The organism is Dietzia sp. Die43 (assembly GCF_024519835.1).
Taxonomy (GTDB): domain Bacteria; phylum Actinomycetota; class Actinomycetes; order Mycobacteriales; family Mycobacteriaceae; genus Dietzia; species Dietzia kunjamensis.
Map to the genome: position 1 here is coordinate 1 of NZ_JALJRF010000005.1, position 20,272 is coordinate 20,272.

Sequence of the window (20,272 nt, forward strand, 5' to 3'; positions counted from 1 at the left end):
CTCTGGCATCGCTTCCCCTTATAGCTGATCCCTCTACGGATCCGGGGGAACCTCATGCCGATGCCGGCGTCGCCGTGACAGATGCCGATGGTGCGTTCCTTGCGTACCGCGGTGGCGAATTCGGTGAACCGGCGATGTTCCTTGGTGATGATGAAGTCCTTGGCCATCCTTAGTCCTCTTCGTAGGTGCGCAGCTTGGTTGGCCGCGCTCCGGGGGCGGCGGTGCGCGGTTCGGCCCGATCGGCGATACGCGGGATGCGGTCGTTGATGTCTTTGCGCAGTTGGCGCCGGCGGGCTCGGCGTGCGGTCTCGACTTCTTGCAGGCTTACCCGTTGGTTCGGGTGCGCCTCATCGATGGCCACGCAGAGGAAGGTGTCGCGGTCGTATACGCGAACCTCGGAGATGTCACGCGGGTCGTAGCGGATCGTCACCGGGCGGCCAACGAACGGTGCCAGAGTTGGCGCGAGGTAGCGCCGGCCTTGGAAGTGGATGCCGTCACGCTGCACGGTGCGGTGCTTGGGCACCGTCAGCAGCAGTCCGTCGAGTTCATCGAGGGATTCGGGCATGCGTGGCAACCACCCGTCACCGATCCACGCCTTCTTCGGGCTCGTCCCGATCTCCCGGTGGGTCCGCTCGTTGTAGGTGGCGATGAAACCGGCGATCGCCTGATCGAGCGCAGGTAGATCCAGAGATGGAGGTGTCTTGGCCCCTGGTGCCAGATGTCCGGGCAGGGTGGCCAGGAGCTCGGTGTTGACTGTGCCGAAGAACCGCTCGATCTTGCCTCGGCCTTGCGGGCGACCGACGGTGGAGAAGATGAGGCGGATTTTCAGTGAGACCGCGGTGTACTCGAGGTGGCGGCTGGTGAAGTCGCTGCCGTGATCGATATAGAGGACGTCGGGTAGTCCGCACATCGCCCAGGCCGGTTCGGTCTTGCGCCAGATCGCCTGTCGTAGCACCAGCGCGGTGTTCATCGCCGATGGCGCCCCGGTGAAGACCATGTACCCGCAGACCGCGCGGGAGTAGTCGTCCATCACCACCGTCAGCCAGGGCCGGTCGGGGGTGCCGCTGGCGCCGGTGATGAGGATGTCGAGTTCGGTGTGATCGGCTTGCCACGTCACATTCGGCCGTTCGGCGCGATGGCGGAACACCAGTTCATAGCGGTCCCGATATGCTGCCGGCCCCTCCAGAGCAAGCGTCACCAGGGCCGGGTCCAAAGCGTGGACGATGGCGCGGACCGTGGCATAGCTCGGGGCCGTCAGCCCCAAGCGACCCGCTTCGGCCGTGGTGAGCCGGTGCAATGCAGCGGTGATCGGGCGTGGGCGGGTCAGCGCGAGGTGCTCGAGAAACGTGACCAGTTCCGCCGGAGTGCGTCGAGATCCCGTGTCGCGTCGTGGCCGCGGCTCCAACGCCGCGATGCCGCCGGTCTTGTAAAGCTGGTGCCAGCGTTGCAGTGTCCGCAGCCCGGTGCCGGTGTCACGGGCCAGGGTCGTCAGCGAGATGCCGTCCTCGACGTGAAGCCGGAGGATTCGCCACCGCTGCGGCCCGTCCATGTCACACCTGCTGGGAGACCATGTCGCGGTCGCGGGCAGCCTGTTGGTGCCGGTACAGCGTGGCGCGAGACCATCCGACCAATCGGGCGGCTTCCTCGGCGGTGCGACCCTTGGCGCGGGCGTCCCGAGCGATGTCGAGTTTCTCCGCAATCACCGCCGGGTCAACAGGCGGCCGACCGAACCGGGTACCGCTCTGCTTCGCCGCAGCGATGCCGGCATTGACTCGCTCGGTGATCAGCTCGCGCTCGTACTCGGCCAGCGTGGCCAGCATGCCCAGCATTAACCGGCCGGAAGTGGTCTCCGGGTCGATGCCGTCCGAAAGCGACTTGATCTTTACGCCCTTGTCGCGCATCAGGTTCACGGTGTTGAGGACATCGATCAAGGATCGGCCGAGCCGGTCGATGCGCCACACCACGACCGTGTCGCCGGACTCGGCATAGTCCAACAGGCGCTTCATCCCCGGGCGTTCGATCGCGGTCCGGCTACCCGAGGTCACATCCGCGAACACATCCCGCTTCTGCACCCCGGAATCCACGAGTGCATCCAACTGCAACTGCGCGTCCTGACTCGCAGTGCTCACGCGGGTGTACCCCAAGAGCCTCATGACATGATTATGACTCACAAACCCCTACCGAGCACCACCCTGCGACAGTTCACGGTGAGACGACTTCGCGAGAGGCAGAAGGTGCCCCTCGGCCCATGAAGCGGTCTCGGCGTCCGGTCCCCGCCTGGTGTCTCATAAGACTGTAGGTTTTTAAGGCACATTCACGGCGCCAGGCGGGCCGCCGCGGGAGCCCTCGTCCACCCCGCTGGGGCCGCGAGTTTCAGGCGCAGCATGACGTCGGCATCTGGTTTCGGAAGAGGCCGGCCACGATGCGCAGGCTTTCGCTCATGGTCAGGTACGGCGCCCAGGTGTCGGCCAGATCGTCGACGGTCATGCCGCTTTTGATGGCGTAGGTGGCCGCCAGCATGATCTCCCCGGCCCCGTCCGCCAGAGCGTGCACGCCCAGAACCTTGCCGCTCACGGCGTCGGCGACGAGCTTCACCGCCCCGCGGGTGTCGTGCTGGACGAGCGCCCGGGGGACATCGGACAGGTCCAGGACGCGGCAGTCGCACGCGTGCCCTCGGGTGAGGGCCTCGTCCTCGGTCAACCCCGCCGAGGCCAGCTGGGGCCGGGTGAACACGACCGCAGGAAAGCCGGCGTAGTCGACCCGAGCTGCCGGCGGGTACCTGTCCTCGGTCAGGGCGTTGAGCGCGGCGGCCCGACCGCCGGCGGCGGCGGCGTAGACGTACTGGGGAGCCCCCGAGACGTCACCGGCGGCCCAGACGCGCGGGTTGGAGGTGCGCTGGGTCTGGTCGACCACGACGAAGCCGCGCTCGTCCACGTCCACACCGGCAGCGGCCAGGTTCAGGCCGTCGGTGCGGGGCAGGCGTCCGGTGGCCACCAGGACCTGCGCGCCGCGCACCTGTTCGCCCGAGTCCGTGGTCACCACCACCTCTCCTGCGGGGCCTGGTTCGCGGGCCACAGTGGTCGCGCGCTCTTCGACCACGGTGATGCCGTCGTCGGTGAAGACTTCCCGAAGTCTCTGGGCCAGCTCCGGCTCGGCGTGCGGCGCCAGACGCCCGACCACAGAGACCCGGGTGCCGAGGTGAGCGAACAGCTGGGCCTGCTCCATCCCGACGTACCCGCCACCGATAACGACCAGGGACTCAGGCAGCTCGGTCAGCTGCATCGCGGTGGTGGACGTCAGCCGGTCCACAGAGTCGAGACCGACCACCTCCGGGATGGCGGGGGTGGCACCGGTGGCGACCAGATAGGCCCGGGCCCGCAGCGCCTGGCCGTCGACGGCCAGGGTGTCCCCGTCCAGGAAGCTGGCCTGGCCTGGGCGGACCTGGAAGCCGTAGGCAGCGGCCACATCGGCGTACTTCGCATCACGCAGGCGCTCGATGAGTGCGTCCTTCTGGGCCACCAGATCGCCGAGGTTCACCGGTGCGGCTGACGTTGGGGCACCTTTGAAGGGATTGGTGAGCGCGGCGTGCCGGGCCCCGGCGGCCGCCAGGAGCGTCTTGGACGGCACGCAGCCGATGTTCACGCACGTCCCGCCCAGAACACCGCGCTCAACCAGCACGACGCTCTTACCGGCCTGGCTGGCCGCGATGGCGGCGGACATCGCCGCGCCTCCTGAGCCGATCACGGCCAGATCGACGTCGTAGTCCACACCCATTTGCCCACCTTCCTTCGCGTGACCCCTCTTCAGCGTCCATAGTGGACGTTCCAGCGCAGGGGAAGGTCAAGGCGAACATGGACGAGAGCCGAGAAAGGGGCCACTGTGCGCATCGGTGAGTTGGCCGTGGCCAGCGGCACCACAACCAAGACGCTGCGCTTCTACGAAGAAGCCGGCCTACTACCTGCGCCTGAGCGCACCGCCAACGGATACCGCGACTACACCCCTGCGGCCCTGGCGCGCCTGGACTTCGTTCGCCGCGGCCGCACCGCTGGGCTCACCCTGGCCCAGATTCGCGAGATCCTCGACATCCGCGACGCCGGAGTCGCACCCTGCCAGCACGTGCACGCCCTGCTCGAAGCCCACCTGGGCGACCTGGACCGCCAAATCGCCGACCTGCAAGCACTGCGACACACCGTCGCGCACCTTCACCACAGTGCCACCACCAGCGACCCCACCAAATGCGACACCACGACCGTCTGCCGCTATCTGTGACCAGACCGGTGCTCGCGTGTATCGCCATGAGCAGATGCCGCCACAGAGCGTCGACAGAACCCCGCCATATAACGGCGAAAGCCACAAGCGAGAACAGTGCAAGGCTCGCCGTCCCGCACGGGTGTACCCCAACAGATCGACTTTCGTTCGATGGTGTCGGAGGGTCCGATCTGCTTCACCAGGCCCTCTCGAGCTTCCGGTGCCCGCGACCAAGCGCCCCGCGCAGCGAAAGCTCCTCGGAGGGCAGGTCGTCGGCGACCGAAAGTGTGGTCGACTCAGAGAATCGGGGAGCGCTACTTGGAACTCGGAGCTGAGGCAGGGAGCCTGATGTACCCCACCAGCAACGAATTGCCGTGCCCCAACCGTGGATTTTGCTCCTTCAACCGATTCGAAACCGGAAACATATATTGGTCGCCGACCACCAACGCCCAAGCAGTGTGGGGAGCGATCTTTCAGGAATACGGAAGACAGGGCTACGAGAACGGCAGGTTCGGGCTGCCCACGACCAGCGAATTCGACACCCCGGACGGAAAACAGGTGAACTTTGAAGGAGGCTGGATTCGCTGGATCCGCAATACAGGGGCGTTGATCACTTCCTAAGGCGGACTCGGTAGCCGCGAGCGCTGCCCCTAGAAGGGTATGCAACTAGGGGCAGCGCTCGTTGTAGGGCGAAAGTTGCCATGAAGCGTGTACTGTTTGGTTAATTCTAGGCGGGGTTGAAACGCATGGTCAATAATTCGAAACGCAGAAACAGTGCAATAGTTCTCGCACGATTCGTGGCTATAACTGGGGCGCTAGTGATTATTGCTGTGTACGGTTTTGCACTCACAGTAAGAGGCCCAGACGTTGGCGACAATAACGGATGCCGTAGCACTTATTCCGACGCGCCGGCCCTCCAGTCTCAGCGCGACGAATACCAGGCAATAATTGATAAGGCCGATTCAGTGGTTGAATGGAGGGCAGCGTGGTCCTATTTCCCTCCGGGATGGATATGTTCGGCAAGGGGCTATGCGGACGGCGAGAGGGGGGCGCTTGGAGTGATCCACCCTTCGAAGTGGGGAGGTGTCGCCGCGGCGGTAGGGATGGCTCTGGCGGTAGGAGGAGCCGTCTCGATGGCGGGAATCTGGATTCGCGAATACCGCAGGAGTTCTCGCAGATGACGCCTCCGTGCGTGAGCGCCGATTAGCCCCGCTGATTCACGGGCCGGTGTGACTGCTGCTGTCGGGTGACGGCGGGCTTGTTTTCGCGTGTGGGCGTGCGGGGGTGCCGGCTGGCGCTGCCGGTGGGCGGGTATCCGGGTGGTGCTGTCGTGGGCGGGCAGGTGAGGTCAGGCGGGTTTGGGGATCGCGGCGATCTTGTTGAACACGGCGACGATGGCGGTGGCCCACGGCCACGTCTCTGGGATCTTCACCCGTCGTCTCCGGCCGCTACGAGTCAGCCGGGCTGCCACGTGAAGGAAGCGGTATCGCAGCGCCTTGGGCTCGCACAAGGCGAGAACGGCGGCCTCGCCGGTGCAGGCCAGCATCCGAGTCCAAGCCACCAGATCTGCGGCGATCATCACTGCCACCAGCCAAGCCTGATTGAGCGCGAACTCGCGTGAGGGCAGACGTCCGAGTCCGGTGTCTTTTGCGTGGCGGATCCGGTCCTCGACCCGGGCGTGAGCCCGATGCCTGGCTTCAAGAAACTGCAGTTGACCGGTGGCGGTGTTGGTGACAAACGCCTGGTAGCGCCATCCATCGATCTCCTCGAACATCGACAGTTGGGCGCCGGGGTGGGGCCGCTCGCGGCGGACGATCACCCGCATCCCGTCTGGCCACTTTGCGAGCATCCGTTGGAGGAGGAACCCGGTCAGCTCCGCGATGTCGGCCCCGTCGCGGATGTCCCCGTTGGGGTTGAGCGCTGGTCCCCACGCGGCTTCGGGGCAGGTCGCGATGGCTCGACGAATCGGGGCAGTGATGGAGAAGCCGACCGAGTACTCCACCTGTCGACCACGGACGCGGTTCTGTTCGGTGATCCAATCCAGCAAGTCGTGGGAGGCGCCGGCGCCGTCGGAGCGGATCAGCAGATCACGTCGATGGTTGGCGGGGATCTGCGCGATTGCCTGGCCCAGGACGTCGATGTGGTCGGCGGCGGTGTTGGACCCGGCGTTGCCCGGGCGCAAGCTCGCGGCGAGAAACTCTTCTGTGTTGTCGCACCACACGCCGATCGGGTGGTACCCGAACGTGCGCTTATATGTCGGAGCTGCATGTTCCTTCTCGCTGTGGGTGACCACGATGGTGGCATCCACATCGAGCACGACCGTCGATCCCAGATCCCGCCCCGCACACGCCGATGCGGGTACTCCGCCGGGCAGTTGGGACCACACGTGCCGCCGGGTGCGGGCACGCGCGACCTGGATCTTCTTGCGCTTGCCGGCAGTGACCTCATCGAGCGTGCGCCACACCGTCGGCGCCGAGGCCACTGGGCCCAGGGCCCCGGATTGGTGGCGCAGGACGCCGATGTCGGAGATGGACTCGCCGCCATCGGCGAGCATCACCGCGGTATCGATCAGCACACGGCCGCGGTCGTGGATCGGGATGAATTGTCGGCGAGACATGGCCCCTGACAGCTCGGCGGTCAGACCGACCTGATCAGCCAGAAGACGAGGCACGATGGCCCCGGCATGCGAGATCACCCCGACACCATCTGCAGTAACGGACAGACCGGCCGACCACGAAGTACGCTTCACCTACCGAGTGCTTTCTGCTGGAGAACATGGAACCTTAGACAAGTCCCAGTTTCCCCTGTTCAGGAAGCACTTCGGTCTATTTTCGCCCAGCGATCCGCAGATCCCCATGAATCACCCGGGTTAGCTTGAGACTATCGAGCTACTGCAGGGGCGACGGTGACCTCGACATCAGGGACTTCAGGGCTCGATTCCCGTTGATGTGTACCTCATCGGAGCATATGCGCCCCCGGCCGGCCCACGCTCACCAGCTGATGCGCTCCGGGCGGGCGTCGGCGAGGATCTCCGCGCGGTCATCGGCCAGCAGGAAACCCTCGGCGATGAGCCGGTCGGTGGCCTCCTCGTAGGCCCGCAGGTACTCGTCGCGGCCCGACCACCGCTGCCGCAACCGCTCCTCGGCCACCTCCTCCGTGCGACCGAGGAGCATGCAGAACGGCGCGGACTGCGGGTACGGCGCACCGACCAATCTCTCCACCGGCGCCTCCACGGCCGGGGTCCGCACGCCACCCCGGCCGATGCCCAGATCGCCCGGGACCACCTCGTCGTCGTCGAGTTCGACCGGTGGCGCGGCAGGCGGTCGCGCCCCGCCGGCCACCCACGACACCAGGTGACGCAGCGCGGCCCGCACCACGAACACCTGCTGGCCACTGTTGATGGCGCCCCCGCAGTCGACCAGGCCCGCCAGCTCACCCAACTGGTAGGCGTCCGCGTGCGCCTGGCCCGCGATCTCCCAGGTGACGATGGCTTTCGAGTCGGGCTGACGCGAGCGGGCCGAGTCGAGCAACCCGCCCAGATCACCCTCGGCCTGGACGACGAACACGGGGGTGTCGAGGTCGTCGCGCAGGAGCATGGTGGACGAGCGGACGGCGGTGGCGATGCCGGCCGCGCAGCCACGGTCGTCGAACGGCAGCGCGCCCCCGCCGCGGCTGTGCAACAGGAACCCGTCGAACACGCCGACCAGCGGGTGCACACCGTCGATGTAAGAGGTCAGGGCGATCGCCGACTGCGACTCCCCGATCGCGAGCACCGTCTCCGGCACCAGCCCGGCCAGCGGGCCGTCGTCGCGCGCCTCGCGGCAGAACCGGCCCACCTGGGTCACGATGTCGTACGAGTACGCGTCCCCCGGGTGGCGGAGCTCGCCGTAGCGCTCGGCCCGCTGCGCCCGCAGGCCGACGGTCTGCCCGCCCATCCCTACGGCGGCGTCGCCACCCTCCACGCCGATGAACTGCGCCGACACCCCGACCCACGCGTGGCCGGCGCGGACGATCTCATCGGCGAGGTAGGTGTACTCCGGCGCGGCGTCCTGGCCGCCGCTGACGTTGAGCCACTCGACCAGCACCACGCCGCTGAACCGGGCGGCGTCGGGGCGGCGGACCAGCACGCGGGTGGCGAACGGCGCCGAATCGGCCTGAGCCAGCTGGATGCGCCCGTCAGTGGGCAGTTCGCCGACCGAGTAGGACACCGCCTCACCGGACGCCGCCCACTCCGACTCCGTGAACCCCGCCACCGCGAGGTCCGGGCCCGGGCGGGCGGCCATGGGCGGGGCGATCCGCCCCTCGGTGAGTTCGGTGAACGTCGGCGTCTGGACTGGCTGCATGATCCAGATTCTCTCCCGACCGACGCCCGATCCGGATCCCTTTCGCGTCTCTACCCGCCGTCCGCGGCCGCGTCGTTGCCCGGCGAGGTGGACGTGGGCACCTGGGTGGGCGTGGAGGACGCCGGCGTGGTGGCGCTGGTCCGCGTGGTGCTCGTCGACGATGATGTGGACTCTTCCGACGGCGACGCGGTCCGCGTACTCGTGCGTGTCGGGGAAGTCGCGGCCGGGGTCGGGGTCGTCGCGCGAGGCGTGGGCGTGGACGCGACCGCCGCCGCCCCCAGCGCCGGCGGGGCGCTCCGGCCCCGTGACGAGCAGTCCCCCAGGTGCTTCTGCGCCATCCACGCCGGGGCGCCCCGGGCGATCGCCTCGTCCGGACACGTCCCCAGGTAGATCGACACGTCCCCGACCCTGCGCCACCTGCCGTCGGAATACGCGACCCAGTAGGGGTCGCCCGACACCGCGCTGGCCATGACCGCCCACCCGGATCCGCAGTCGATGATCCGCGCGCCGCTGTTCGGGTACAACAGGTCGGCGTTGATCACCCCGGCGTCGCACTCCGGTCCCGACACCTCGAGCATCCCGGTGATCTCCGGCGCGGAGGAGCGTGGCATGAGCCGCGACATGCGGGGCGATGAGGGCGAGGTCGCAGGGGAGGACGTCGTGGCGTCGGTGGCCACCGGTTCCGAGCGGTCGCCTCCGGGGCGGACCAGCGCCACCACGCCGAATGCCACCACGAGCACGGCGGCGAGCGCCGCGACGGCAGCGATCAGCGTTCTCGAGGCGGCGAACTTGGGCAGTCCGGTCATCGCGCGTCTCCTGCACGTTCGGAGCCACACATTGTGAGGTCGTCTTTACTATATAAAGGGCCGCCGAGGGGGGCAACCGCTGTCACCCGCCCCACCTGCGCGGCCGCTGCCTCGCAACCCCGAGAAAAGCCGGACGATCCCCGGTGGCGGGCGTTCTTCGTCGTCGTCGCCCCTCTCCTCGGTACGGTGAGCCCGCGCCCATCCCCTCGCCCACCCCCCGCCCATCCCCTCGCCCCACAGGAGGTCCCGTGACCGGTCAGGACGCCCCCACCCACGTGTTCGACGAGGCGGTCGCGCTGGAGCCGATCGGCGAGAACCGCTTCCGCGGCCGCACCCACGCCGCGTGGGCCAACATGGTCGGGCCGTTCGGCGGCATCACCGCGGCCACCATGCTGGGCGCTATCCTGCAGCACCCCGAGAAGCACGGCGACCCGCTCGCGCTGACCCTCAACTACGCCGGGCCGGTCGCCGAGGGCGAGTTCCAGATCGAGGCCCGACCCGCCCGCACCAACCGCTCCAACCAGCACTGGTGGGTGGAAATGCGCCAGGGCGACGAGGTCGTCACCACCGCCACCGCGATCACCGGCCTGCGCCGCGAGACGTGGTCGGAGACCGAGACCTCCCCGCCGGCCGTCCCCGCGCCGGAGGAGCTCACCGCCGCCACGTCGGACCGCGGCGTGCGGTGGGTCGACAACTACGACATGCGGTTCGTCACCGGAGGGTGGGACGACGTGGCCTCCGGTGAGGAGCAACCGGAGTCGACGACGACGATGTGGATCCGCGACGACCAGCCCCGCGGACTCGACCATCTCGCGCTGACGTCCCTGTGTGATTCGTTCTTCCCGAGGTCGTTCCTCCGGCTCGGTCGGCCGGTCCCGGCGGGCACGGTGACGTTGACGATCCACTTCCTGGCCACCGCCGACGAGATCGCCGCCCAGGGCACGGACTTCCTGCTCGGCAGCGTGCACTCGCACCGGTTCCACGGCAACTACCACGACGAGGCCGCGCGCCTGTGGAGCCGCGACGGCACGCTGCTGGCCACGGGCACGCAGCTTATGTATTTCAAGAACTGAGTATCTCAAGAACTGAGCATCTCAAGAACTAGAGGGGGAGCACCCATGTCCTCGACCCGACACCGCAGTACCCACGAGGTCCTCAACCAGGCGCCGCCCCGCGTGGACGTGGACGAGTACGCCCTCAACCCGGCACTGCAGGAGGCCGTCGCGGTGTTCTCCCCGCACGCCCGCGTCGAGAGGTTCCACGAGATCGGCCGCCACGTGGGCACCGAGCAGTACCAACACGACGCGGAGCTGGCCAACACCCTCACGCCGGTGCACCGCGCCCACGACCGGTGGGGCAACCGGGTCGACGAGATCGAGTTCCACCCCGCCTACCACCGGATCATGGAGTACTCGGTGTCCCGCGGGCTGCACACCTCGGCGTGGGCCGACCCGGGGCCGGGGGCGAACGTCGAGCGGGCCGTTGGGTTCATGCTGGTCTCGCAGGTCGAGGCCGGCCACGGGTGCCCGCTGTCGATGACACACGCGGTGGTCCCGTCGCTGCGGTTGAGCCCCGAGCTGGCCGCCGAGTGGGAACCGGCGCTGCTGTCGACGGTGTACGACCCCGAGCTGCGCGATCCCGCCACCAAGTCGGGCGTGCTGTTCGGGATGGCCATGACCGAGAAGCAGGGCGGCTCGGACGTCCGCGCCAACACCACCACCGCCGAGCCTGTCGGTGACGGTGACTGCTACGTCCTGCGTGGACACAAGTGGTTCTGCTCGGCCCCGCAGTCGGACGCGTTCCTCGTGCTGGCGCAGGCGCCGGCTGGCCTGAGCTGCTTTCTCGTCCCGCGCGTCCTGCCCGGCGGCGAGCAGAACCCGTTCCTCGTGCAGCGCCTCAAGGACAAGCTGGGCAACAAGTCCAACGCGTCGTCGGAGGTGGAGTTCGACGGCACGCTCGGCTGGATGGTCGGCGAACCCGGCCGCGGTGTGCGCACGATCATCGAGATGGTCGGCCGGACCCGCCTGGACTGCGTGCTCGGCGCGGCGGCGGGCATGCGTCAGGGCGTGGCCGAGGCGGCGTGGCACGCCCGGCACCGGGCCGCGTTCGGCGCGACGCTGATCGACCAGCCCGCGATGGCCGCGGTACTGGCGGACCTGCAGCTCGAGGCGGAGGCCGCGACGTGGACCGCGCTGCGCCTGGCCTCGGCGTACGACGACGACGAGTCCGCCCCCTACCGCCGGCTCGCCACCGCGGTCGCCAAGTACTGGATCTGTAAGCGCGGGCCGAACCACGCCTACGAATCGCTGGAGTGCCTCGGCGGCAACGGGTACACCGAGTCGTTCCCGCTCGCCCGCCGCTACCGGGAGCAGCCGGTCCTCGCGGTGTGGGAGGGCTCGGGCAACGTCATCGCGCTCGACGTGCTGCGGGCGATGGCCCGCGAGCCGGAGTCCGTGGCCGCGTTCGACGCCGAACTGGCCGCGCAGCTGGGCGGTCACGAGCTGTACGACCGGCACGTCGAGCGGGTGCGCGCGCTGATCGGCCGCGCGGCTGCCGACCCGGGCGCCGCCCCCGGGATCGCCCGCCGCCTGGTGGAGGCGATGGCGCTGGCCCAGCAGGGCGCGGTCCTGCTCGCCCACGCTCCGGCCCGGGTCGCGGAGGCGTTCTGCCTGGCCCGGCTCGGCGACGACCGCTCGGCCGAGTACGGCGCCTTGCCCGACGGCGTGGACATCGACGCACTGGTCGCCCGAGCCTGAGTCGGGCGGGGGCTGCCGGCCGGTGGTGTCACGGCCGGCGGGACTGCCGGCAGGCCGAGCCGCCGCCAGCGGGGCCGGGTGAAAGAAACGACACCGCCGGTTTCGGTAATCGCGTGACAACTAGTGACGGCTGTCACACACTGGGGTCACCCGACAACGAGGTGCCTGATGTCCATCCCTGGTGATCCGCGGGAGAGGGTCTACCGACCCGGCCCGGCCCCACTGCGCTCCAAGCTGCCGGTCCTCGGCGGCACGCTCGAATATGTCCACAGCCCGCTGGCGACCATGGCCCGCCGCTATCGCGATCACGGTCCCGTCTCCGACCTGAACTTCCTCGGCGCCACGTGGACTGCCCTTATCGGCCCCGACGCCTGCCAGGCCGCCCTGCAGAACGCGAACAAGGCGTTCGCCAGCGGCCCCGGCTGGGGATACCTGGTGGGGCCGTTCTTCAACCGCGGGCTGATGCTGCTCGACTTCGAGGAGCACCACCACTACCGCCACATCATGCAGGAGGCGTTCACCCGTCCCCGGCTCGAGGGCTACACCCGCAGACTCGCCCCGCTGGTCGACGAGGGCATCGGCGCCTGGGCCCCGGACCGGGCGTTCCAGATCTATCCCGCGCTCAAGACGCACACCCTCGACCTGGCGACCGAGGTGTTCATGGGTGGCGCGGAGTACGCCGCACCCGGGGAGCTCGACAAGGTCAACACCGCGTTCGTCGACTGCGTCCAGGCCGCGAACGGCTATGTCCGTTCCACCGCGGTGCCGTTCACCAAGTGGGGCCGTGCCGCTCGGGGGCGCCGGCTGCTCGAGGAGTTCCTGCGCCGCCACCTGCCGGCCCGGCGCGCAAACCCGGGAGAGGACCTGTTCTCCGCCCTGTGCCAGGTGGCGGACGCCTCCGGCGGGATCGACGACGACGACATCGTCAACCAGATGATCTTCCTGCTCATGGCCGCGCACGACACCACCACCAGCACGGTGACGTCGATGGTCTACGAGCTCGGCCGCGACGTCCAGTGGCAGGAGCGGCTCCGCCGACAGTGCCAGGACCTGGGTCCGAACCCCACCATGGCCGAGCTGGAGGAGCTGCCCGATCTGGGGTTGGTGATGAAGGAGTCGCTGCGCCTGCACCCGCCGGTGCCGGTGATGGCACGCAAGACGGTCAAGGACACCGAGATCCTGGGCGTGGAGATCCCGGCCGGCCGACTCACCTCGATCATGCCGCTGTACTCGCACCACATGCCCGAGTACTGGACGGACCCGGAGATCTTCGACCCCGAACGCTTCTCCGACGAGCGGCGGGAGGACAAGTCGCACCGCTTCGCGTGGGAGCCGTTCGGCGGCGGGGTGCACAAGTGCCTCGGCATGATCTTCGCCAACCTCGAGTCGAAGCTGGTGCTCAGTGCACTGCTACGCCACTTCGAGTGGTCGGTCCCGCTGGACTACGTGCCGCCCATGAAGAACGACTCGCTGCCCTACCCCGCGGACGGACTGCCCGTCTCGCTGCGGCCGCTGGCCCGCGTCGCCGCGAACTGACCCCGCCGCCCGCCCGGCCTCCGCCGTCCAGAGGATTTCGCCTGTATCGCCCGAGTGGGTCTGAGCGAAATCCTCTGCTCGGCGATGATGCCGCGGCGGCGGGGGGGGCGGGACGGCCAGCGTGTCGGCCGGCGGGACGGCCAGCGTGGCGGCGGCCAGCGTGGCGGCGGCCAGCGTGGCGGCGGCCAGCGTGGCGGCCGGCGTGGCGGCCGGCGGGACGGTTGGCACCGAGCAGCCAGTAGCGCAGAAGCAGGGCCCGGGGGCGGTCATACCGCAATCCCGGGCCCTCCGCTGGCCGACGACGCGTTCCCGCGTTCGACCTTCCGCCTGCCTAGTTCTCCAGGGCGTTCACCACGGTGAGTTCGCCGTCGGAATGCGAGACGCGGATGCGCTTCTTGTCGAGCTTGCCGACGGAGGTCTTGGGGATCTCGTGGACGAACGCGAACTTCTCGGGCACCTGCCACTTGGCCATCCGTTCGGCCAGGTGATCGCGCAGCTCCTCGACGCTCGGGTCGGGCACACCGTCCTTGACGACGATGGTGGCCAGCGGCCGCTCGTCCCACTTGGGGTCGGGGACACCGATCACGGCGGCCTCCGCCACGGACGGGTGCTCGAGGAGGTAGTTCTCCACCTCGACGGACGAGATCCACTCGCCACCGGACTTGATGATGTCCTTCGCGCGGTCGGTGAGCTGCAGGAACGCCTCGGGCTTGATATACCCCACGTCGCCGGTGCGCAGCCAGCCGTCGTCGAAGGAGTCCGAGGCGTCCACCTTGTAGTAACTGCCGGTGATCCACGGGCCGCGGACCTCCAGCTCGCCGACGGACTCGCCGTCCCATGGCAGGGCCTGGCCGGAATCGTCGACGATACGGGCCTTCACGCCGGCGATGAGTCGGCCCTGCGTCATGCGGAGCTCGAACTGCTTCTCCTCCGGCAGGGATGCCTTCGGGCGGGACAGGGTGCCGATGGGCGAGGTCTCGGTCATGCCCCACGCGTGGACGATGTTGATCCCGTATTTGTCCCGGAACTTGCGGATCAGCTCCGGCGGGCACGAGCTGCCGCCCACGACGACCGCACGGAAGCTCGACATGTCGATGGGGTGGTCCACGCTGTACGCGTCCACTGCCTGCCAGATCGTGGGGACGGCGGCGGCCAGCGTCGGACGCTCGGAGGCGATCATCGCGGCCAGCGGCTCGGGCTGTAGGAAACGCTCCGGCATGAGCAGCGAGGCGCCCACCATGAACGCGGCGTACGGCAGGCCCCACGACATGGCGTGGAACATCGGCACGATCGCCAGCACGTTGTCGTCGAGCGAGATGTCCATGCCGTCGGACATGCACACCTGCATCGAGTGGAGGTAGATCGACCGGTGCGAGTAGACGACGCCCTTCGGGTCGCCGGTGGTGCCCGAGGTGTAGGCCATCGCGGCGCCGGAGTTCTCGTCGACCTCCGGCCAATCGAACTCGGTGGGCTGGGCGGCGAGGAGCGCGTCGTAGTCGTGCACCTGGATGCCCTCGGGAGCCTCGAGGTTCGCGGCGCCCCCACCGGTGACGATGACGTGCTCGACCGTCGAGAACCGGGGCAGGAGCGGCTGCAGGAGCGGGACGAGGCTCGGGTCGACGATCACGACCTTGTCCTCTGCGTGGTTGGCCACGAACTCGAGCTGGTCCGGGAACAGCCGGATGTTCAGCGGATGCAGCACGGCGCCCATGGACGGGATCGCGAGGTAGGCCTCCAAGTGCTCGGAGTTGTTCCACTGGAATGTGGCGACCCGCTGGTCACCGTCGACCCCCAGGGAACGCAGCGCGTTGGCCAGCTGCGCGGCGTGCTTGCCCAGATCGCCGTAGGTGATCTTCCGTGGTCCCTGATCGGTCCAGGTGGTGACGACCGCATCGGAGTGGACGGTCGCACCGAACTGCAGGATCGTGCTGATGTTCAACTGCTCCGGCATCATCGTGCTCTTCATGAGGGGCTCCTTGATCGAGGGGTGGCGTCTGTCACTCTCGTGTCGAGACTACCTGCCGTCGACGACGTTCCTGGTTCGTATGGTCGACTACCCGTCGAGGTCGTCGAAGACGGTCTGGACCGTCCTCATCGCCGAGAGCGCCGCCGGCGCGCCGCAGTACCCCGAGGCGTGGATGACCGCCTCGGTTATCTCCTCGCGGGTCAACCCGTTGGTCAACCCGCCGCGCACGTGCCCCGCCAGCTCGGCGTCCGCGCGCAGTGCCACGAGCATCCCGATGTTGAGCAGGCTGCGGTCCCGGCGGCCCAGCCCGGGCCGGTTCCAGATGTTGCCCCACACGTTCTCGGTGACCACGTGCTGGATCGCCTCCGACTCCGTCCCGACAGCCCGGTCCATCGCCCGGTCGACGAAGTCGTCGCTCATCACCTCGCGCCTGGTCGCGAAACCCTGCTCGCGCAGATCCGCGGCCGAAGGCCCCTCGCCTGCAGAACTCGTCGTCGTCGTCATCTCCACGGTCCTCTCCCACTGCCGACAGGTATCGCGATCCATCCTCCCCGACCGTCGTCACCAGCTCCGCGTGACCTCGCCCCGCCCCGGCCAGGCGCGGGGACGGCTCGGACAGGGGCGGCGGCGGAGGCACGCAGATGGGCGGACGCGGCGGCGGGTGGGATACCCTCGACGGGTCCGGCCACCAGCGTCGGACCCCGCGGCAACTCGGCGGAAGTCGGTGCGAATCCGACGCTGTCCCGCAACTGTGATCCCGTCTCAGGACGGGCGAGCCAGGTCGGCCGGTTCCGCGGCAGCCGTACGTACTGACCTCGGACGAAGGACGGTCGCGTGCAGCGGCCCCGGCCGCGGCCCGAGCTGTTTTCGTCCTCCGAATCACGGAGGATGCCATGCACCATCCACGAGCCCGCCGGGCAGGAGCCCGCTCGCTGCTGCTCGCCCCCCTGGCCGCCCTGGCTCTGGTCGCCACCGCGTGCAGCGGCACCGGCGGCGACGACCCGGCCCCGGCCGACCAGACCTCCGCCGCGGCCGACGAGCCGCAGGCGATCGTCTCGCTGGCCCCCACCACCACCGAGATGCTCTACGCCGTCGGCGCCGGGGACAGCGTCGTGGCGGTCGACGAGCGGTCCGACTTCCCCTCCGACGCCCCGGTCACCGACCTGTCCGGGTACACGCCCAACCTCGAGGCGATCCTGGGGTACGCGCCGGACCTCGTCGTGCTCACCGACGACACCGGGGACATCGTGGCGGGCCTCGAACGCTCCGGCGTCGAGGTGCTGCAGCTGCCCGCCGCGCAGACCCTCGACGACACCTACGCCCAGCTCGAGCAGGTCGGGGCGGCCACCGGGCACATCGGCGAGGCCGCCGAACTCGTGTCGCGGATGCGTGGCGAGATCGACGAGATCGTCGCCTCGGTGCCGGAGCGCGAGACGCCGCTGACGTACTTCCACGAGCTCGACGACACCTATTACACCGTCACCGACGACACCTACGTCGGCGAGATCTACTCCCTGCTGGGCCTGACCTCGATCGCCACCGGCGACGATCCCTACCCGCAGCTGTCCGAGGAACTCATCCTCGAGGCCGACCCGGACCTGGTGTTCCTCGCCGACGGCCAGTGCTGCGGCGTCACCCCCGAGGTCGTGGCCGAGCGGCCGGGCTGGGACGGACTCACCGCCGTGCGCGAGGGGCGCGTCCACGTGGTCGACGAGGACCTGTCCAGCCGGTGGGGCCCGCGGGTGGTCGACTTCATGCGCGAGGTCGCCGAGATCGTCACCGCGGTGCCCGATGCCGCGCCGGAGACCGCGGGGAGCCCCGCGAACCAGCCCGCCTCGTGACCCGCCCGTCGCCCCGCCACGCCCTCGTGCTGGGCGGGGCGACGCTGTTGCTGGCCGCGGCGGTCCTGCTCGGCACCCTCATCGGCCCGGCCGGCCTCACCCCGGGCGGCGTGGTGCTCGAGCTGGTGGGCCGGCTGCCGCTGGTCGACATCGACTCCGGGTTCACCGAGCGTCAGCAGGTAATCCTGTGGGAGATCCGCATCCCGCGCGTGGTGCTGGGCGCGATCGTCGGCGCGATGCTGGCGATCGCCGGGGCCACCTACCAGGGCGTGTTCCGCAACCCGCTCGCCGACCCGTACCTGCTGGGGGTGTCCAGCGGGGCGGGGCTGGGTGCCACCCTGGCGATCGTCGTGGGCGGCGCGATGGGCTCGGCGATGGTGCCGCCCGCCGCGTTCGCCGGCGGCATGATCGCGGTGCTGGCCACCTACACGCTGGGCCGCAGTGTCGGCGGCGGACGCAGCGAGGTCGTCATCATCCTCGCCGGCGTCGCGGTGGCGGCGTTCGCCAGCGCCATCCAGACGTTCTTCATGCAGCGCCACGACGAGACCCTGCGGCAGGTGTACTCGTGGATGCTCGGCCGGCTCACGACAAGCGGCTGGACCGACGTGCAGACCGTGCTGCCGTACGTGCTCGTGGCGGTGGCCGTGATCGCCCTGTTCCGGCGCACCCTCGACGTGATGGCGGTCGGGGACGCCGAGGCCGCCACGCTGGGTATCGCCCCGGCGCGGGTGCGCCTGGTCCTCATCAGCGTGGCCACCCTCGGGACGGCGGCGGTGGTGTCCGTGTCGGGTCTGATCGGGTTCGTGGGCATCGTCATCCCGCACGCCGTGCGGATGCTCATCGGGCCCGGGCACCGGCTGCTGCTGCCGGTGTCGCTGCTGGTCGGCGCGGCCTTCCTCATCCTCGCCGACGTCGTCGCCCGCACCGCGATGAGCCCGGCCGAGCTGCCCATCGGCGTGGTCACCGCCGCGATCGGCGCCCCGTTCTTCCTCATCGTCCTGCGCCGCAGCCGGGGGCACATATGACCACCACGCCACCCACGCCACCCGCGTCAGCCGCGGCGGCCGCGGCGGCCGCGCCAGTCGCACTGGCCTGCCGCGACCTGCACGTCACCCGGGACCGCACGGCCATCCTCCACGGCATCGACCTCGCCGTGGACGCCGGATCGTGGGTATCCCTGGTGGGCCCCAACGGCTCCGGCAAGACGACCCTGCTGTTCGCGCTCGCCGGGCTCATCCCCGCCGCCGGTCACATCGAGGTCGACGGACTGACCCCGCGCCGCGCGGGTCGCCGCACGGTGGCACGGACCGTAGCGATGATGCCGCAGCGCCCGGTCGTCCCCGAGGGGGTCACCGCGCGCGAGCTCATCGGACTCGGCCGCACCCCGCACATCGGCCGGTTCGGCACCGAGACCGCCGACGACCACGAGGTCGTCGACCGCGTCATCGACCGCCTGGACCTGCACGACCTGGCCTCGCGCAACGCCACGACGCTGTCCGGCGGCGAACTGCAGCGGGTGGTGTTGGGCCGCTCGCTGGCGCAGGAACCGCGGGTCCTGCTGCTCGACGAGCCCACGAGCGCACTGGACATCGGCCACCAGCAGCAGGTGCTCGACCTGGTGGACTCCATGCGCCGCGAGACCGGCCTGACCGTCGTGGCGGCGATGCACGACCTCACCTCGGCCGCCCACTACGGGCAGCGGCTGGTGTTGCTCGACCGGGGCCGTGTGGTGGCCGACGGCCGGCCCGAGGAGGTCCTCACCGTCGAGCGGGTGGCGCAGGTCTACGACGCGCGGGTGGAGGTCCTCGACCGCCGCGACGGCCGCGCCGTGTTGCCGCTGCGTGAGGCGGGGCCGGACCGCGCGCCCGGGTCGGCGCCGGGGCCGGGGTGGGCGCCCGGCGCGGCGCCGGAGGCGGGCGTCTGATGGAGGTCGTCCTGCTGGGGACCGGCGCCGCGGACGGCTGGCCCAACCCGTTCTGCCGGTGTCCGTCGTGCGACGAGGCACGCCGGCTCGGCGTGGTGCGAGGCCAGACCTCCGCGCTTGTCGACGACGAGCTGCTGGTCGACTGCGGACCGGAGGCACCTGGCTCGGCCGTGCGGCTCGGACGGTCTCTGGCGGGGGTGCGGCATCTGCTCGTCACGCACGCCCACGCCGACCATCTCGGACCCCAGGTCCTGCTGTTCCGCTCGTGGGTCCCCGACGCCGGTGAGCTGGAGGTGGTCGGCCCCGCGGACGCGCTCGACGCGTGTCGGCCCTGGGTGGGCCCCGACGACCCGGTGCGCTTCGTCCCCGTCTCCGCCGGGGACCGGCTCAGGGTCGGCGCGTACGACGTGCGGGTGCTGCCCGCCCGGCACCGCGTGTTCCGCGAGGGCGACGCGGTGCTCTACGACGTGACCGGGCCCGGCGGCGCCCGCCTGCTGTGGGCGAGCGACACCGGGCCGTGGGACGACGAGTGGTTCACCGCGGTGCGCGGCGCCCGCTACGACGCGGTCTTCCTCGAGGAGACACTGGGCGACCGCGAGGAGATCTCCCCCGCCCACCTGGGCCTGGACCGGTTCGGGGCGATGCTCCGGCGACTGCGCGACATCGGGGCGGTCGACGAGCGGACCGACGTGGTGGCCGTGCACCTGGGCCACCACAATCCGCCGCCCGACGAGCTGGACGCGCGCCTGCGGGAGCACGGTGCGCGGGCCGGCGTCGACGGCGAGGTCGTCCGCTGCGGGGAGGCTCCCCGGCTGTACTGACCCGGTCTCGTCAGCCCGGGCGCGCTGGTCA

The 20,272-nt window shown here is 69.7% G+C and carries 17 protein-coding genes and 1 riboswitch; of the genes, 9 read left to right on the forward strand and 8 right to left on the reverse strand.

The window, feature by feature from the left end; genetic code table 11:
- Positions 1-169 precede the first annotated feature (169 nt).
- From NR111_RS05180 to merA, 3 genes are all read right to left on the reverse strand, one after another.
- On the reverse strand, positions 170-1,549 hold the full coding sequence (locus tag NR111_RS05180) for a Mu transposase C-terminal domain-containing protein (RefSeq protein WP_256820141.1): 1,380 nt from the start codon (positions 1,547-1,549) through the stop codon (positions 170-172).
- Between the two features lies 1 nt (position 1,550).
- A complete protein-coding gene (locus NR111_RS05185; RefSeq protein WP_094364518.1) occupies positions 1,551-2,153 on the reverse strand; it encodes a recombinase family protein in 603 nt (200 codons plus the stop codon).
- Positions 2,154-2,373: 220 nt separating this feature from the next.
- On the reverse strand, positions 2,374-3,774 hold the full coding sequence (gene merA, locus NR111_RS05190) for a mercury(II) reductase (protein ID WP_017838447.1): 1,401 nt from the start codon (positions 3,772-3,774) through the stop codon (positions 2,374-2,376).
- A 105-nt stretch (positions 3,775-3,879) separates the two neighbouring features.
- On the opposite strand from merA, the gene NR111_RS05195 reads away from it, so the two are divergent.
- Together NR111_RS05195 and NR111_RS05200 are read left to right on the forward strand one after the other, a co-directional pair.
- A complete protein-coding gene (locus NR111_RS05195; protein ID WP_007928756.1) occupies positions 3,880-4,269 on the forward strand; it encodes a heavy metal-responsive transcriptional regulator in 390 nt (129 codons plus the stop codon).
- A 327-nt stretch (positions 4,270-4,596) separates the two neighbouring features.
- On the forward strand, positions 4,597-4,869 hold the full coding sequence (locus NR111_RS05200) for an LGFP repeat-containing protein (RefSeq protein WP_067478016.1): 273 nt from the start codon (positions 4,597-4,599) through the stop codon (positions 4,867-4,869).
- A 727-nt stretch (positions 4,870-5,596) separates the two neighbouring features.
- Here the strand turns inward: NR111_RS05200 and NR111_RS05205 are convergent.
- From NR111_RS05205 to NR111_RS05215, 3 genes are all read right to left on the reverse strand, one after another.
- Complete coding sequence (locus NR111_RS05205) at positions 5,597-6,997, reverse strand: IS1380 family transposase (RefSeq protein WP_256820142.1); 1,401 nt, start codon at positions 6,995-6,997, stop codon at positions 5,597-5,599.
- A gap of 241 nt (positions 6,998-7,238) precedes the next feature.
- Positions 7,239-8,591 carry an alpha/beta hydrolase domain-containing protein gene (locus NR111_RS05210; RefSeq protein ID WP_256820143.1) on the reverse strand — a complete coding sequence of 451 codons (1,353 nt, stop codon included), beginning with the start codon at positions 8,589-8,591 and terminating at the stop codon, positions 7,239-7,241.
- Positions 8,592-8,641: 50 nt separating this feature from the next.
- Positions 8,642-9,397, reverse strand: a complete 756-nt coding sequence (locus NR111_RS05215) for a hypothetical protein (protein WP_256820144.1) — start codon at positions 9,395-9,397, stop codon at positions 8,642-8,644.
- 248 nt (positions 9,398-9,645) lie between these two features.
- Here NR111_RS05215 and NR111_RS05220 point away from each other — a divergent pair, with 248 nt between their 5' ends.
- The 3 genes from NR111_RS05220 to NR111_RS05230 all read left to right on the forward strand — a co-directional run bounded on the left by NR111_RS05220 (position 9,646) and on the right by NR111_RS05230 (position 13,689).
- On the forward strand, positions 9,646-10,470 hold the full coding sequence (locus NR111_RS05220; protein WP_256820145.1) for a thioesterase family protein: 825 nt from the start codon (positions 9,646-9,648) through the stop codon (positions 10,468-10,470).
- Positions 10,471-10,515: 45 nt separating this feature from the next.
- Complete coding sequence (locus NR111_RS05225; protein ID WP_256820146.1) at positions 10,516-12,153, forward strand: acyl-CoA dehydrogenase family protein; 1,638 nt, start codon at positions 10,516-10,518, stop codon at positions 12,151-12,153.
- 168 nt (positions 12,154-12,321) lie between these two features.
- Positions 12,322-13,689, forward strand: coding sequence for a cytochrome P450 (locus NR111_RS05230; protein ID WP_256820147.1), 1,368 nt, complete (start codon positions 12,322-12,324; stop codon positions 13,687-13,689).
- A gap of 331 nt (positions 13,690-14,020) precedes the next feature.
- On the opposite strand, the gene NR111_RS05235 is transcribed toward NR111_RS05230, so the two are convergent.
- Positions 14,021-15,655, reverse strand: a complete 1,635-nt coding sequence (locus NR111_RS05235) for a long-chain fatty acid--CoA ligase (RefSeq protein WP_007631572.1) — start codon at positions 15,653-15,655, stop codon at positions 14,021-14,023.
- 87 nt (positions 15,656-15,742) lie between these two features.
- Positions 15,743-16,159 (reverse strand): carboxymuconolactone decarboxylase family protein, encoded by a 417-nt coding sequence (locus NR111_RS05240; RefSeq protein ID WP_256820148.1) that lies wholly within the window; start codon positions 16,157-16,159, stop codon positions 15,743-15,745.
- 156 nt (positions 16,160-16,315) lie between these two features.
- Positions 16,316-16,460, forward strand: a riboswitch (cobalamin riboswitch).
- A gap of 88 nt (positions 16,461-16,548) precedes the next feature.
- Here NR111_RS05240 and NR111_RS05245 point away from each other — a divergent pair.
- The 4 genes from NR111_RS05245 to NR111_RS05260 are packed head-to-tail and all read left to right on the forward strand — an operon-like array spanning position 16,549 to position 20,241.
- Positions 16,549-17,496 (forward strand): ABC transporter substrate-binding protein, encoded by a 948-nt coding sequence (locus NR111_RS05245; protein WP_256820149.1) that lies wholly within the window; start codon positions 16,549-16,551, stop codon positions 17,494-17,496.
- Positions 17,493-18,521, forward strand: coding sequence for an iron ABC transporter permease (locus NR111_RS05250; protein WP_256820150.1), 1,029 nt, complete (start codon positions 17,493-17,495; stop codon positions 18,519-18,521). The genes NR111_RS05245 and NR111_RS05250 overlap by 4 nt, the downstream gene beginning before the upstream one ends.
- The gene (locus NR111_RS05255) at positions 18,518-19,420 is read left to right on the forward strand and encodes an ABC transporter ATP-binding protein (RefSeq protein ID WP_256820151.1); all 903 of its coding nucleotides are present in this window, start codon (positions 18,518-18,520) and stop codon (positions 19,418-19,420) included. The genes NR111_RS05250 and NR111_RS05255 overlap by 4 nt, the downstream gene beginning before the upstream one ends.
- Positions 19,420-20,241: an MBL fold metallo-hydrolase gene (locus NR111_RS05260; RefSeq protein ID WP_256820152.1), complete on the forward strand. Its 822-nt coding sequence runs from the start codon at positions 19,420-19,422 to the stop codon at positions 20,239-20,241. Before NR111_RS05255 ends, NR111_RS05260 begins: the two co-directional genes overlap by 1 nt.
- Positions 20,242-20,272 lie beyond the last annotated feature (31 nt).

Bases quoted from the DNA above. Each gene is read 5' to 3' on its own strand.
- NR111_RS05180 (WP_256820141.1), bottom strand. From the start codon at position 1,549: ATGGACGGGCCGCAGCGGTGGCGAATCCTCCGGCTTCACGTCGAGGAC.
- NR111_RS05185 (WP_094364518.1), bottom strand. From the start codon at position 2,153: ATGAGGCTCTTGGGGTACACCCGCGTGAGCACTGCGAGTCAGGACGCG.
- merA (WP_017838447.1), bottom strand. From the start codon at position 3,774: ATGGGTGTGGACTACGACGTCGATCTGGCCGTGATCGGCTCAGGAGGC.
- NR111_RS05200 (WP_067478016.1), top strand. From the start codon at position 4,597: ATGTACCCCACCAGCAACGAATTGCCGTGCCCCAACCGTGGATTTTGC.
- NR111_RS05210 (WP_256820143.1), bottom strand. From the start codon at position 8,591: ATGCAGCCAGTCCAGACGCCGACGTTCACCGAACTCACCGAGGGGCGG.
- NR111_RS05215 (WP_256820144.1), bottom strand. From the start codon at position 9,397: ATGACCGGACTGCCCAAGTTCGCCGCCTCGAGAACGCTGATCGCTGCC.
- NR111_RS05225 (WP_256820146.1), top strand. From the start codon at position 10,516: ATGTCCTCGACCCGACACCGCAGTACCCACGAGGTCCTCAACCAGGCG.
- NR111_RS05230 (WP_256820147.1), top strand. From the start codon at position 12,322: ATGTCCATCCCTGGTGATCCGCGGGAGAGGGTCTACCGACCCGGCCCG.
- NR111_RS05235 (WP_007631572.1), bottom strand. From the start codon at position 15,655: ATGAAGAGCACGATGATGCCGGAGCAGTTGAACATCAGCACGATCCTG.
- NR111_RS05240 (WP_256820148.1), bottom strand. From the start codon at position 16,159: ATGACGACGACGACGAGTTCTGCAGGCGAGGGGCCTTCGGCCGCGGAT.
- NR111_RS05245 (WP_256820149.1), top strand. From the start codon at position 16,549: ATGCACCATCCACGAGCCCGCCGGGCAGGAGCCCGCTCGCTGCTGCTC.
- NR111_RS05255 (WP_256820151.1), top strand. From the start codon at position 18,518: ATGACCACCACGCCACCCACGCCACCCGCGTCAGCCGCGGCGGCCGCG.
- NR111_RS05260 (WP_256820152.1), top strand. From the start codon at position 19,420: ATGGAGGTCGTCCTGCTGGGGACCGGCGCCGCGGACGGCTGGCCCAAC.